Annotated in this window: 15 protein-coding genes and 1 pseudogene; 12 read left to right on the top strand and 4 right to left on the bottom strand. The window is 32.9% G+C overall.

Annotated features, from left to right (window positions below; genetic code table 11):
- Positions 1-99 (top strand): annotated as a pseudogene (locus tag IDG64_RS10385) (potassium transporter Trk); the annotation flags it as partial.
- 289 nt (positions 100-388) lie between these two features.
- On the opposite strand, the gene rnjA reads toward IDG64_RS10385, so the two are convergent.
- From rnjA to def, 4 genes are all read right to left on the bottom strand, one after another.
- The gene (gene rnjA, locus IDG64_RS10380) at positions 389-2,086 is read right to left on the bottom strand and encodes a ribonuclease J1 (RefSeq protein WP_000811375.1); all 1,698 of its coding nucleotides are present in this window, start codon (positions 2,084-2,086) and stop codon (positions 389-391) included.
- A complete protein-coding gene (locus tag IDG64_RS10375; protein WP_000257888.1) occupies positions 2,086-2,304 on the bottom strand; it encodes a DNA-dependent RNA polymerase subunit epsilon in 219 nt (72 codons plus the stop codon). Before IDG64_RS10375 ends, rnjA begins: the two co-directional genes overlap by 1 nt.
- Before the next feature lie 28 nt (positions 2,305-2,332).
- On the bottom strand, positions 2,333-2,455 hold the full coding sequence (locus IDG64_RS10370) for a hypothetical protein (protein ID WP_031864513.1): 123 nt from the start codon (positions 2,453-2,455) through the stop codon (positions 2,333-2,335).
- A gap of 330 nt (positions 2,456-2,785) precedes the next feature.
- A complete protein-coding gene (def, locus tag IDG64_RS10365; RefSeq protein WP_000957036.1) occupies positions 2,786-3,337 on the bottom strand; it encodes a peptide deformylase in 552 nt (183 codons plus the stop codon).
- 364 nt (positions 3,338-3,701) lie between these two features.
- On the opposite strand from def, the gene IDG64_RS10360 reads away from it, so the two are divergent.
- The 11 genes from IDG64_RS10360 to IDG64_RS10310 all read left to right on the top strand — a co-directional run bounded on the left by IDG64_RS10360 (position 3,702) and on the right by IDG64_RS10310 (position 14,296).
- Positions 3,702-4,328, top strand: a complete 627-nt coding sequence (locus IDG64_RS10360; protein WP_000668339.1) for a YkyA family protein — start codon at positions 3,702-3,704, stop codon at positions 4,326-4,328.
- A 170-nt stretch (positions 4,329-4,498) separates the two neighbouring features.
- A complete protein-coding gene (pdhA, locus tag IDG64_RS10355; protein ID WP_000035320.1) occupies positions 4,499-5,611 on the top strand; it encodes a pyruvate dehydrogenase (acetyl-transferring) E1 component subunit alpha in 1,113 nt (370 codons plus the stop codon).
- Positions 5,612-5,614: 3 nt separating this feature from the next.
- Entirely contained in the window at positions 5,615-6,592 is a 978-nt protein-coding gene (locus IDG64_RS10350) for an alpha-ketoacid dehydrogenase subunit beta (protein ID WP_000068176.1), read from the top strand.
- A gap of 90 nt (positions 6,593-6,682) precedes the next feature.
- Positions 6,683-7,975 carry a dihydrolipoamide acetyltransferase family protein gene (locus IDG64_RS10345; protein ID WP_000863440.1) on the top strand — a complete coding sequence of 431 codons (1,293 nt, stop codon included), beginning with the start codon at positions 6,683-6,685 and terminating at the stop codon, positions 7,973-7,975.
- A gap of 3 nt (positions 7,976-7,978) precedes the next feature.
- The gene (gene lpdA, locus IDG64_RS10340) at positions 7,979-9,385 is read left to right on the top strand and encodes a dihydrolipoyl dehydrogenase (RefSeq protein WP_000260117.1); all 1,407 of its coding nucleotides are present in this window, start codon (positions 7,979-7,981) and stop codon (positions 9,383-9,385) included.
- A gap of 167 nt (positions 9,386-9,552) precedes the next feature.
- On the top strand, positions 9,553-9,828 hold the full coding sequence (locus IDG64_RS10335) for a UPF0223 family protein (protein ID WP_000455597.1): 276 nt from the start codon (positions 9,553-9,555) through the stop codon (positions 9,826-9,828).
- Positions 9,829-9,971: 143 nt separating this feature from the next.
- On the top strand, positions 9,972-10,511 hold the full coding sequence (locus IDG64_RS10330; protein ID WP_001020625.1) for a helix-turn-helix domain-containing protein: 540 nt from the start codon (positions 9,972-9,974) through the stop codon (positions 10,509-10,511).
- Between the two features lie 12 nt (positions 10,512-10,523).
- Positions 10,524-11,618 carry an ABC transporter ATP-binding protein gene (locus IDG64_RS10325; RefSeq protein ID WP_000433551.1) on the top strand — a complete coding sequence of 365 codons (1,095 nt, stop codon included), beginning with the start codon at positions 10,524-10,526 and terminating at the stop codon, positions 11,616-11,618.
- A complete protein-coding gene (locus tag IDG64_RS10320) occupies positions 11,611-12,408 on the top strand; it encodes an ABC transporter permease (protein WP_206171316.1) in 798 nt (265 codons plus the stop codon). Before IDG64_RS10325 ends, IDG64_RS10320 begins: the two co-directional genes overlap by 8 nt.
- 5 nt (positions 12,409-12,413) lie before the next feature.
- The gene (locus IDG64_RS10315) at positions 12,414-13,223 is read left to right on the top strand and encodes an ABC transporter permease (protein ID WP_000872390.1); all 810 of its coding nucleotides are present in this window, start codon (positions 12,414-12,416) and stop codon (positions 13,221-13,223) included.
- On the top strand, positions 13,223-14,296 hold the full coding sequence (locus IDG64_RS10310) for an ABC transporter substrate-binding protein (RefSeq protein WP_000819671.1): 1,074 nt from the start codon (positions 13,223-13,225) through the stop codon (positions 14,294-14,296). Before IDG64_RS10315 ends, IDG64_RS10310 begins: the two co-directional genes overlap by 1 nt.
- The last annotated feature ends 14 nt before the right edge of the window (positions 14,297-14,310 follow it).

The following is a 14,310-nucleotide window of genomic DNA, read 5'->3' as shown; positions in this document are numbered from 1 at the left end:
CCAAATCCAAATATTAATTTAGAAATAGGTGATATTTTAATCATGATTGGACATGATAATGATTTAAATCGCTTTGAAAAAAATATTGCGACGAGATAATCGGGAGTGGGACAGAAATGATATTTTCTCAAAATTTATTTCGTCGTCCCACCCCAACTCGCATTGCCTGTAGAATTTCTTTTCGAAATTCTCTATGTTGGGGCCCCTGACTAGAATTGAAAAAAGCTTGTTACAAGCGCATTTTCGTTCAGTCAACTACTGCCAATATAACTTTGTAGAGCATTGAACATTGATTTATGTCTCAAGCTCATCATATATAAAGAAAAAGCTACTAACAATGGGTGGTGAGTTTAATTAAAACTTCACTTCAAAGTTAGTAGCTTTTTGATTATTTATTGTTTGATTCTTTTTGTTCGTTTACCTTCATAATGACTGGTAAAATCATTGGTTTTCTAGCTGTTTTTTCAAATAAATAAGGTTGTAATGTTTCAATGATAGAAGATTTAATCTGATGCCATTGAATATCTTTATTTTGATTTAACTTACTAATAACATCAGTTTTGATTTTGCGTTGTGCATCATAAATTAATTGACCTGATTCCCTCATATATACAAATCCTCGAGAAATAATGTCTGGACCAGAAAGTAATTTATTTGTATTAAAATCAATACTAACAACAACGATAACTAAACCTTCTTCAGATAATAGCTTACGGTCTCTTATTACAACATTACCGATATCACCGATACCACTACCATCAACAAGTACATTACCAGATGGAATGCGACCAGCTTTACGTGCTGAATCGTGTGTTAAAGCTAAGACATCTCCAATATCAAAGATGAAGACATTATCTTCTTCAACGCCGCATTCAACACCAGTCTCACCATGTGCTTTTAACATACGGTATTCACCATGAATAGGTAAGAAATATTTCGGCTTGATTAATCGAAGCATTAATTGTTGATCACCTTGAGAACCATGCCCTGAAGTATGGATGTTAGAAATCTTGCTATGGATAACATCTGCACCAGCTTTATACAAGGAATTAATAGTTCTGTTAATACTTTTTGTATTACCTGGGATAGGTGATGAACTAAATACAACGGTATCTTCAGGTATAATTTTAATTTGCTTATGAGTACCATTAGCAATTCTAGATAATGCTGCCATTGGTTCACCTTGTGAACCAGTACATAGTATCAATAACTCATGCTTCGGTACGGTATTAATTTTATTAGGTTCAATAAATGTTTCAGGTGGTGCTTTAATATAACCAAGTTCCATACCTATTTTAATATTGTTTTCCATCGAACGACCGAACGTAACAATTTTACGGTTATTTTTGATAGCAGCTTCAACTGCTTGTTGAACTCGGTAAATATTAGAAGCGAAGGTAGCAAATATAATACGACCTTTACAATTACGGAAGATCTTATCTACGTTTTGACCAACTTCACGTTCGCTTAAAGTAAAATCAGGCACAAGTGAATTTGTTGAGTCTGAAAGTAAACATAGAACGCCTTCTTCGCCTAATTGAGCCATTTTAGCAATGTTTGCTGGTTTGCCTACAGGTGTAAAATCAAATTTAAAGTCACCGGTATGAACTACTTTTCCTTCAGGTGTATCTACGATGACGCCATAAGTTTCAGGAATACTATGCGTAGTTAAGTAGAAAGAAATCGTAAAGTGCTTAGATTTAATCACACTGTCCTCATTGATTTCATTTAGTTTAGCAGTACGTAATAAATGATGTTCTTCAAGTTTATTACGGATTAAACCTAATGCTAAAGGACCACCATAAATAGGTATATTAAGTTGTTTTAATAGGAAGGGCACACCGCCTATATGGTCTTCGTGACCATGTGTTATAAATAGGCCAACAATTTTATCTTGGTTTTGAACTAGATATGTGTAGTCAGGTATAACATAATCAATCCCTAATAAGTTATCATCAGGGAATTTGATACCTGCATCGATAATGACAATTTCGTCTTTATACTCAACTGCATAAGTATTTTTACCGATTTCACCTAGACCTCCAAGTGCATATACACCTACTTCATTTGGATGTAATTGTTTCATTATTTAGCAATCTCCACATTAAAGTGTTCTGAGTTTTCTTTTTCGTAATCTAAATGTGCGCCCTCTAATTTAGTGATAAATTCGATATTAAAATTACGATCTTTCAAGTAACGACGTACTTGTTCTTCTGTTTGAGCTTCAACATAAAGTGATTGTGTATTTTCACGCACAATTACCTCGTCTCTGTTATGTTGATAAAAAACTTTAAATACTGCCATGTTAAAAATTCCTCCTAAGAATGTTTGTTTAATTTATTGTTAACCCTAGTAAAATCGTATTGGAGTATATATCGATAAATTCATTCCAATTATCTCTATAATTTAACTTAATAACGATTTGGTTAATAACTAGGTTCATCATGTCGTTCATTTTAAAAAATTAGTGAAATAACACTAAAATTTCAGTTAAATCTTATTTTACATGATGAATGATAATAAATAAAGCAGTTTATCTCACTAGAAATCTAAGTATTTCGAATAAATGTGCAGTTCTATTTATTAAAATAAATGTAGAGATTATAAATTAATGTTAAGAAAGAATTAAAGGATTTTATATGAAACGGTAAAATTTAAATGAGGGGATAAAAAGTTTGGTAGAAAGGTGAATATATTTAACTGTTGTTTATTCGAAAAAGTTGTACAAGAAAAAGCTTAGGACATCATATTTATCCTAAGCTTTGATAATTAGTAATAGTGTGTTTTAAACTTCTACTGCATCTGTATGTGGTTGTAATGGGTGGTCTTTGTCAATGTGATCATAGAACATTACACCATTTAAATGATCAATTTCATGTTGGAAAACAATTGCTGGATATCCTTTTAGTCGTAATTGTATATCATTACCTTCGATGTCTTTGGCTTTAATTGTAATTCTATTATGACGGTGAACTAGACCAGCAACATTATCATCGACACTAAGGCAACCTTCACCAGTTGGTAAATAAGCTTCTTGAACGCTATGACTTACAATTTTTGGGTTCACAAGCATATAGTCATAAGATTTGCCACTGCCATCATCTGGTATTAAAACAGCAATCATACGTTTAGAAATATTAATTTGAGGTGCAGCCAAACCAACGCCTGAACGTAAACCATATCGTTTCGCGATTTCCTCATCTTGACTATTTACTAAAAACTCTCTCATGGCGATTAATGTTTCTTTTTCTTCTTTAGTTAATGGTAATTCTAACTCAGCTGCTTTTTGACGCAAAGTTGGATGACCATCTCTAATGATGTCTTTCATTGTTAACATATATTGCACCTTCCTTATTTTAATTTGTTTTAGTTGAATGACAGTAAAAAGGTTGTTAAGATACTCATACATTTTTATGTGTAAATATCTACAAAGTTAACCAACTACTGCCAATGTTTATTTTAGATAGTATATGTAAATTTTCAGATATGCTAATTGCTTAAAAAATGATTAAAGTGTTGGTTTCAAGCAATGATACTTTAGAAATTTATTTATCATCTTGACTTTAAAAATTATATTATAAATGACGTAACTGTCAACAGATATACTTAGTAATGAAGATGTGTAATGTAATTGTTTAAAATTGATTTCCAAGCAGATTTTATTTATCATTTAATTTAAATAGCAAGTGGAGGTACAAGTAATGAAATTTGGAAAAACAATCGCAGTAGTATTAGCATCTAGTGTCTTGCTTGCAGGATGTACTACGGATAAAAAAGAAATTAAGGCATATTTAAAGCAAGTGGATAAAATTAAAGACGATGAAGAACCAATTAAAACTGTTGGTAAGAAAATTGCTGAATTAGATGAGAAAAAGAAAAAATTAACTGAAGATGTCAATAGTAAAGATACAGCAGTTCGCGGTAAAGCAGTAAAGGATTTAATTAAAAATGCCGATGATCGTCTAAAGGAATTTGAAAAAGAAGAAGACGCAATTAAGAAGTCTGAACAAGACTTTAAGAAAGCAAAAAGTCACGTTGATAACATTGATAATGATGTTAAACGTAAAGAAGTAAAACAATTAGATGATGTATTAAAAGAAAAATATAAGTTACACAGTGATTACGCGAAAGCATATAAAAAGGCTGTAAACTCAGAGAAAACATTATTTAAATATTTAAATCAAAATGACGCGACACAACAAGGTGTTAACGAAAAATCAAAAGCAATAGAACAGAACTATAAAAAGTTAAAAGAAGTATCAGATAAGTATACAAAAGTACTAAATAAGGTTGGTAAAGAAAAGCAAGACGTTGATCAATTTAAATAATTAATATAATACAGATGGTAGGAAACAACTAATACAGTTCCTATTATCTGTATCTTTTTTTATTAAAACAGAACTTTTTCAAATGGTTTAACAGTCCCATTTATTTGTGGTACAATTAGTAAGGATAAAATGAATTTCTATACAATTATGGGAAAGGTATGGTGAATTGAATGGCTCCTAAGTTACAAGCCCAATTCGATGCAGTAAAAGTTTTAAATGATACTCAATCGAAATTTGAAATGGTTCAAATTTTGGATGAGAATGGTAACGTCGTAAATGAAGACTTAGTACCTGATCTTACGGATGAACAATTAGTGGAATTAATGGAAAGAATGGTATGGACTCGTATCCTTGATCAACGTTCTATCTCATTAAACAGACAAGGACGTTTAGGTTTCTATGCACCAACTGCTGGTCAAGAAGCATCACAATTAGCGTCACAATACGCTTTAGAAAAAGAAGATTACATTTTACCGGGATACAGAGATGTTCCTCAAATTATTTGGCATGGTTTACCATTAACTGAAGCTTTCTTATTCTCAAGAGGTCACTTCAAAGGAAATCAATTCCCTGAAGGCGTTAATGCATTAAGCCCACAAATTATTATTGGTGCACAATACATTCAAGCTGCTGGTGTTGCATTTGCACTTAAAAAACGTGGTAAAAATGCAGTTGCAATCACTTACACTGGTGACGGTGGTTCTTCACAAGGTGATTTCTACGAAGGTATTAACTTTGCAGCAGCTTATAAAGCACCTGCAATTTTCGTTATTCAAAACAATAACTATGCAATTTCAACACCAAGAAGCAAGCAAACTGCTGCTGAAACATTAGCTCAAAAAGCAATTGCTGTAGGTATTCCTGGTATCCAAGTTGATGGTATGGATGCGTTAGCTGTATATCAAGCAACTAAAGAAGCACGTGACCGCGCAGTTGCAGGTGAAGGTCCAACATTAATTGAAACTATGACATATCGTTATGGTCCTCATACAATGGCTGGTGACGATCCAACTCGTTATAGAACTTCAGACGAAGATGCTGAATGGGAGAAAAAAGACCCATTAGTACGTTTCCGTAAATTCCTTGAAAACAAAGGTTTATGGAATGAAGACAAAGAAAATGAAGTTATTGAACGTGCAAAAGCTGATATTAAAGCAGCAATTAAAGAGGCTGATAACACTGAAAAACAAACTGTTACTTCTCTAATGGAAATTATGTATGAAGATATGCCTCAAAACTTAGCAGAACAATATGAAATTTACAAAGAGAAGGAGTCGAAGTAAGCCATGGCACAAATGACAATGGTTCAAGCGATTAATGATGCGCTTAAAACTGAACTTAAAAATGACCAAGATGTTTTAATTTTTGGTGAAGACGTTGGTGTTAACGGCGGTGTTTTCCGTGTTACTGAAGGACTACAAAAAGAATTTGGTGAAGATAGAGTATTCGATACACCTTTAGCTGAATCAGGTATTGGTGGTTTAGCGATGGGTCTTGCAGTTGAAGGATTCCGTCCGGTTATGGAAGTACAATTCTTAGGTTTCGTATTCGAAGTATTTGATGCGATTGCTGGACAAATTGCACGTACTCGTTTCCGTTCAGGCGGTACTAAAACTGCACCTGTAACAATTCGTAGCCCATTTGGTGGTGGCGTACACACACCAGAATTACACGCAGATAACTTAGAAGGTATTTTAGCTCAATCTCCAGGTCTAAAGGTTGTTATTCCTTCAGGCCCATACGATGCGAAAGGTTTATTAATTTCTTCTATTAGAAGTAATGACCCAGTCGTATACTTAGAGCATATGAAATTGTATCGTTCATTCCGTGAAGAAGTACCTGAAGAAGAATATACAATTGACATTGGTAAGGCTAATGTGAAAAAAGAAGGTAATGACATTTCAATCATCACATACGGTGCAATGGTTCAAGAATCAATGAAAGCTGCAGAAGAACTTGAAAAAGATGGTTATTCTGTTGAAGTAATTGACTTACGTACTGTTCAACCAATCGATGTTGACACAATTGTAGCTTCAGTTGAAAAAACTGGTCGTGCAGTTGTAGTTCAAGAAGCACAACGTCAAGCTGGTGTTGGTGCAGCAGTTGTAGCTGAATTAAGTGAACGTGCAATCCTTTCATTAGAAGCACCTATTGGAAGAGTTGCAGCAGCAGATACAATTTATCCATTCACTCAAGCTGAAAATGTTTGGTTACCAAACAAAAATGACATCATCGAAAAAGCAAAAGAAACTTTAGAATTTTAATACATTTTAAAAGTTAACGAAGTTAGCGTATTTTAGTCTCATTGATTAAAATGAAATGTTTAATTTACGAAATCTTAGGAGGGCAAAAACGTGGCATTTGAATTTAGATTACCCGATATCGGGGAAGGTATCCACGAAGGTGAAATTGTAAAATGGTTTGTTAAAGCTGGAGATACTATTGAAGAAGACGATGTTTTAGCTGAGGTACAAAACGATAAATCAGTAGTAGAAATCCCATCACCAGTATCTGGTACTGTAGAAGAAGTTATGGTAGAAGAAGGTACAGTAGCTGTAGTTGGTGACGTTATTGTTAAAATCGATGCACCTGATGCAGAAGATATGCAATTTAAAGGTCATGATGATGATTCATCATCTAAAGAAGAACCTGCGAAAGAGGAAGCGCCAGCAGAGCAAGCACCTGTAGCTACTCAAACTGAAGAAGTAGATGAAAACAGAACTGTTAAAGCAATGCCTTCAGTACGTAAATACGCACGTGAAAAAGGTGTTAACATTAAAGCAGTTTCTGGATCTGGTAAAAATGGTCGTATTACAAAAGAAGATGTAGATGCATACTTAAATGGTGGTGCACCAACAGCTTCAAATGAATCAGCTGCTTCAGCTACAAGTGAAGAAGTTGCTGAAACTCCTGCAGCACCTGCAGCAGTAACATTAGAAGGCGACTTCCCAGAAACAACTGAAAAAATCCCTGCTATGCGTAGAGCAATTGCGAAAGCAATGGTTAACTCTAAGCATACTGCACCTCATGTAACATTAATGGATGAAATTGATGTTCAAGCATTATGGGATCACCGTAAGAAATTTAAAGAAATCGCAGCTGAACAAGGTACTAAGTTAACATTCTTACCTTATGTTGTTAAAGCACTTGTTTCTGCATTGAAAAAATACCCAGCACTTAACACTTCATTCAATGAAGAAGCTGGTGAAATCGTTCATAAACATTACTGGAATATCGGTATTGCAGCAGACACTGATAGAGGATTATTAGTACCTGTTGTTAAACATGCTGATCGTAAGTCTATTTTCCAAATTTCAGATGAAATTAATGAATTAGCTGTTAAAGCACGTGATGGTAAATTAACAGCCGATGAAATGAAAGGTGCTACATGCACAATCAGTAATATCGGTTCAGCTGGTGGACAATGGTTCACTCCAGTTATCAATCACCCAGAAGTAGCAATCTTAGGAATTGGCCGTATTGCTCAAAAACCTATCGTTAAAGATGGAGAAATTGTTGCAGCACCAGTATTAGCATTATCATTAAGCTTTGACCACAGACAAATTGATGGTGCAACTGGCCAAAATGCAATGAATCACATTAAACGTTTATTAAATAATCCAGAATTATTATTAATGGAGGGGTAAAACATGGTAGTTGGAGATTTCCCAATTGAAACAGATACTATAGTAATCGGAGCAGGTCCTGGTGGATACGTTGCAGCAATTCGTGCAGCTCAATTAGGACAAAAAGTAACAATTGTTGAGAAAGGTAATCTTGGTGGTGTTTGCTTAAACGTAGGATGTATTCCTTCAAAAGCATTACTACATGCTTCTCACCGTTTTGTTGAAGCACAACATTCTGAAAACTTAGGTGTTATTGCTGAAAGTGTTTCTTTAAACTTCCAAAAAGTTCAAGAATTCAAATCATCAGTTGTTAATAAATTAACTGGTGGTGTTGAAGGCTTACTTAAAGGTAACAAAGTTAACATCGTTAAAGGTGAAGCATATTTCGTAGATAACAATAGCTTACGTGTTATGGACGAAAAGAGCGCACAAACATACAACTTTAAAAATGCAATCATTGCAACAGGTTCAAGACCAATTGAAATTCCTAATTTCAAATTCGGTAAACGTGTTATCGACTCAACAGGTGCTTTAAACTTACAAGAAGTACCAGGTAAATTAGTTGTAGTTGGTGGAGGATACATTGGATCAGAATTAGGTACAGCATTTGCTAACTTTGGTTCAGAAGTAACCATCCTTGAAGGTGCTAAAGATATCTTAGGTGGCTTCGAAAAACAAATGACACAACCTGTTAAAAAAGGTATGAAAGAAAAAGGTGTTGAAATCGTTACTGAAGCTATGGCTAAATCAGCTGAAGAAACAGATAACGGAGTTAAAGTTACTTATGAAGCTAAAGGCGAAGAGAAAACAATCGAAGCTGATTATGTATTAGTAACTGTAGGTCGTCGTCCAAACACAGACGAATTAGGCCTAGAAGAATTAGGTGTTAAATTCGCTGACCGTGGATTATTAGAAGTTGATAAACAAAGCCGTACGTCTATCAGCAATATCTATGCAATTGGTGATATCGTTCCAGGTTTACCACTTGCTCACAAAGCTAGCTATGAAGCTAAAGTTGCTGCTGAAGCAATTGATGGTCAAGCTGCTGAAGTTGATTACATTGGTATGCCAGCAGTATGCTTTACTGAACCAGAATTAGCTACAGTTGGTTATTCAGAAGCGCAAGCTAAAGAAGAAGGTTTAGCAATTAAAGCTTCTAAATTCCCATATGCAGCAAATGGTCGTGCATTATCATTAGATGATACTAACGGATTTGTTAAACTTATTACACTTAAAGAAGATGATACTTTAATCGGTGCTCAAGTAGTTGGTACTGGTGCATCAGATATTATCTCTGAATTAGGTTTAGCAATTGAAGCTGGTATGAATGCTGAAGATATCGCATTAACAATCCATGCACATCCAACATTAGGTGAGATGACTATGGAAGCAGCAGAAAAAGCTATCGGATACCCAATCCATACAATGTAATAACTGATTATCTATAAAGATTCAGTCATTAAAAGCTGTAGCATATGCTACGGCTTTTTTGTTTTAGGTAAAGTAATGTAAGGAAATTGATTTGAGATATCGTTAACATGTGACATGCATGTTATACTAGCGATGCTAACAAAAGAATTGAAATGGAGGGTTCAACAATGGAATATGAGTATCCAATTGATTTAGACTGGAGTAATGAAGAGATGATTTCAGTGATAAATTTCTTTAATCATGTAGAGAAGTATTATGAATCCGGCGTGACGGCAGGCGACTTTATGGGTGCATATAAAAGATTTAAAGAAATTGTGCCTGCTAAAGCAGAGGAAAAACAAATTTTTAATACTTTCGAAAAAAGTAGTGGCTATAATAGTTACAAAGCAGTTCAAGATGTAAAAACTCACTCTGAAGAACAAAGAGTAACAGCTAAAAAATAATTCGTTCGAAATTAACACAATTTAATAGGAATTTTTCTTTAAAACTATTGCTAATAAAGCTATATTTTGATACCTTTATCAAGTGTTAAACAAAATGTTTGATAAAAGTAAACTTAATATAGCTTTTTTAGGTGGAAAAATAAATGAACATAGGTAATAAAATTAAAAATCTTAGAAGAATTAAAAATTTAACGCAAGAAGAACTTGCTGAACGTACAGACTTATCGAAAGGCTACATTTCACAAATAGAAAGTGAACATGCCTCACCAAGTATGGAAACTTTCTTAAATATTATAGAGGTGTTAGGAACGACGCCAAGTGAATTTTTTAAAGACAGTGAAAATGAAAAAGTATTATACAAGAAGGAAGAACAAGTTATTTATGATGAGTATGATGAAGGTTATATATTAAATTGGTTAGTTTCAAAGTCAAATGAATATGATATGGAGCCATTAATATTAACTTTAAAGCCTGGAGCATCATATAAAAATTTTAATCCATCAGAGTCTGATACGTTTATTTATTGTATGTCAGGTCAGATAACACTTAATTTAGGCAAAGAGATATATCAAGCACAAGAAGAAGACGTTTTGTATTTTAAAGCACGAGATAATCATCGTTTGTCAAACGAATCAAACAATGAAACACGAATACTTATTGTAGCGACAGCTTCATATTTATAGGGGGGATCTTATTTGGAACCGTTATTATCATTAAAATCAGTTAGTAAAAGCTATGATGATCTTAATATCTTAGATGACATAGATATTGATATTGAATCAGGATACTTTTATACATTATTAGGTCCTTCAGGTTGTGGTAAAACAACAATTTTAAAATTAATTGCAGGGTTTGAATATCCTGACAGTGGTGAAGTGATTTATCAAAACAAACCAATTGGTAATTTACCACCAAATAAACGTAAAGTGAATACAGTCTTTCAAGATTATGCATTATTTCCACACTTAAACGTCTATGATAATATCGCTTTTGGTTTGAAATTAAAAAAATTATCAAAAACCGAAATTGATCAAAAAGTAACTGAGGCATTAAAATTAGTAAAACTTTCAGGTTATGAAAAAAGAAATATTAATGAAATGAGTGGCGGACAAAAGCAACGTGTTGCAATTGCACGTGCTATCGTAAATGAACCAGAAATATTATTGTTAGATGAATCTTTATCCGCATTAGATTTGAAATTGCGTACTGAAATGCAATATGAATTACGAGAATTGCAATCTAGATTAGGTATTACATTTATATTTGTAACACATGATCAAGAAGAAGCGTTAGCATTAAGTGACTTTCTTTTTGTATTAAAAGATGGGAAAATTCAACAATTTGGCACACCAACAGATATATATGACGAACCAGTGAATCGATTTGTAGCTGATTTTATTGGAGAATCTAATATTGTTGAAGGGCGCATGGTTAGAGATTATGTCGTGAATATTTATGGGCAAGATTTCGAATGTGTCGATATGGGTATTCCTGAAAATAAAAAAGTAGAAGTCGTTATTCGACCAGAAGATATATCATTAATCAAAGCTGAAGAAGGATTATTTAAAGCAACTGTTGATTCTATGTTATTTAGAGGGGTCCACTATGAAATATGTTGTATAGACAATAAAGGTTATGAATGGGTAATACAAACGACTAAAAAAGCTGAAGTAGGCAGTGAAGTTGGTCTTTATTTTGATCCTGAAGCCATTCATATTATGGTTCCTGGAGAAACAGAAGAAGAATTTGATAAACGTATTGAAAGCTATGAGGAAGTAGACAATGCGTAATACTAATAAATTTCTCTTAATCCAGTATTTACTATGGATGGTTATATTTATTATTGTACCAGTTGTATTACTCATTTATTTTTCATTTTTAGATATCAATGGACATTTTAGTTTCACGAATTATCAACAAATTTTTACTACAAAATATTTGAAAATGTTTGCATATTCAATTTTATATGCCGCTTCAATAACAATTATTACCTTGACTATCAGTTATCCAGCTGCCTACTATATTACTCGTTCGAAATTTCAAAATATCTTATTAATGATAATGATTATTCCAACATGGATAAATTTATTGTTAAAGACATATGCTTTTATAGGTTTATTAAGTCATGATGGCGTGATTAATCAATTTTTCCACTTATTTAATTTACCATCATTCAATTTGTTATTTACAACTGGTGCGTTTTTAGTAGTGGCAAGTTACATTTATATACCATTTATGATTTTACCTATATTTAATAGCATGAAAGCAATTCCTAATAATTTATTGCAGGCCTCAAGTGATTTAGGTGCCAGTCCTTTCTATACTTTTAGAAAAGTAATCATGCCGTTAACAAAAGAAGGTGTTATGACTGGGATTCAAGTAACCTTTATTCCATCACTTTCATTATTTATGATTACAAGATTAATTGCAGGTAATAAAGTCATAAATATAGGTACGGCAATAGAGGAACAATTTTTAACAATTCAAAATTATGGTATGGGATCAACTATAGCTATATTCTTAATTGTATTTATGGCATTCATTTTAATCATTACAAAATCATCTAATGGGAGAGGGTGAATCATATGAAATGGTATGGAAAGCTGTATATCGGGATACTTTTAGCGATTTTATACATCCCAATATTCTTTTTAATGTTCTATTCATTCAATTCGGCTGGTAATATGATTCACTTTGAACATTTTACATTAGAGCATTATCAATCATTATTTCAAAATGATCATTTAATGTCGGTCATTTTTAATACGATAGCTGTAGCACTTTTAGCAGCCTCAATTTCTACAGTTATTGGTACATTTGGTGCCATTGCTATTTATTATTTAAGAAATAAAAAGTTTAAAGTAACTTTACTAACATTGAATAATGTCTTGATGGTATCATCCGACGTTGTCATAGGTGCATCATTCTTAATTATGTTTACAACGATTGGCCATTTTACTGGTCTTGGTTTAGGATTTTGGACAGTTCTAATATCTCATATTGCATTTTGCATACCTATAGTTGTGATTATCGTCTTACCACAACTGTATGAAATGAATAATAATATGTTAAATGCTGCAAGAGATTTAGGAGCGACTGAACCACAATTATTAAGCAACATTATTATTCCTAATATTTTACCTTCTATTATAGGAGGATTCTTTATGGCTTTAACTTATTCACTAGACGATTTCACAGTAAGTTTCTTCGTTACTGGTAATGGCTTTAGTGTGTTATCAGTTGAAGTTTATGCTATGGCGAGAAAAGGAATTAGTATGGAAATTAATGCGATTTCAACATTATTGTTTGCTGTTATTGTATTAGGAATACTAGGATATTATTTGATTCAATACGTGATAAATAAGAAAAAACTAATCAAGCGAGGTGTAAAATAATGAAACGTTTTTTACAACTCATTATAGGTGCATTAGTTGTGGGTATGCTTTGTCTTACTTTAAGTCATTGGTTTAAATCTAAAGAACAAGTGCATACAAATCAAAAAATTTACGTATACAATTGGGGCGAATATATTGATCCAGAGTTAATTAAGAAATTTGAAAAAGAAACTGGCATTCAAGTCGTTTATGAAACTTTCGATTCAAATGAAGCGATGGAAGCCAAAATTCGCAATGGCGGTACACATTATGATGTTGCTTTTCCTAGTGAATATACAGTTCAAAAATTGAAAAGAGATCATATATTGTTACCAATAGATCATAATAAGGTACCTAATATTAAAAATTTAGATTCAGATTATATGAATATGTCATTTGATAAAGGCAATAAATATTCTTTACCTTATTTCTTTGGAACTGTAGGTATTTTATATAATAAAGAAAAGTATCCAAATGAATCATTTGATAGTTGGAAGTCATTGTATAATCCTAAATTTAAAAACCAAATTTTACTAGTTGACGGTGCTAGAGAGATTATAGGCATGAGTTTGAATAAACTTGGGTATAATCTTAATGACCGTAATTCGCACCATTTAAAAGAAGCAGAGCGAGATTTAACCAAACTAGCACCACAAGTAAGAGGTGTCGTAGGTGATGAAATTACCATGATGCTTCAACAAAATGAAGGTAACATAGCGGTTGTTTGGAGTGGTGTTGCAGCACCTCTAGTGCAAGAAGGGGATAAATATAATTATGTTATTCCTAAAGAAGGATCGAATTTATGGTTCGACAATATGGTAATTCCAAAAACGGCACAAAATAAAGAGGGTGCATATAAATTTATGAATTTTTTATTAGATGCTAAAAATAACAAGCAAAATACAGAATTCGTAGGCTATGCAACGCCAAACAAGGCTGCTCGACAATTGTTGCCTAAAGAGATTAAAGACGACCATCGTTTTTATCCGACTAAGAAAGAGCAAGAACGCCTTGAAGTTTATAAAGATTTAGGACCTGAAGTTTTAAGTGAATACAATGAAAACTTTTTGAATTTCAAAATGTCATTAAAATAAAATCATAAATAGTA

The organism is Staphylococcus sp. EG-SA-15 (genome assembly GCF_017151895.1).
In the GTDB taxonomy this organism is placed as follows: Bacteria; Bacillota; Bacilli; order Staphylococcales; family Staphylococcaceae; genus Staphylococcus; species Staphylococcus aureus.
This window is presented reverse-complemented; position numbering and strand designations above follow the sequence as displayed.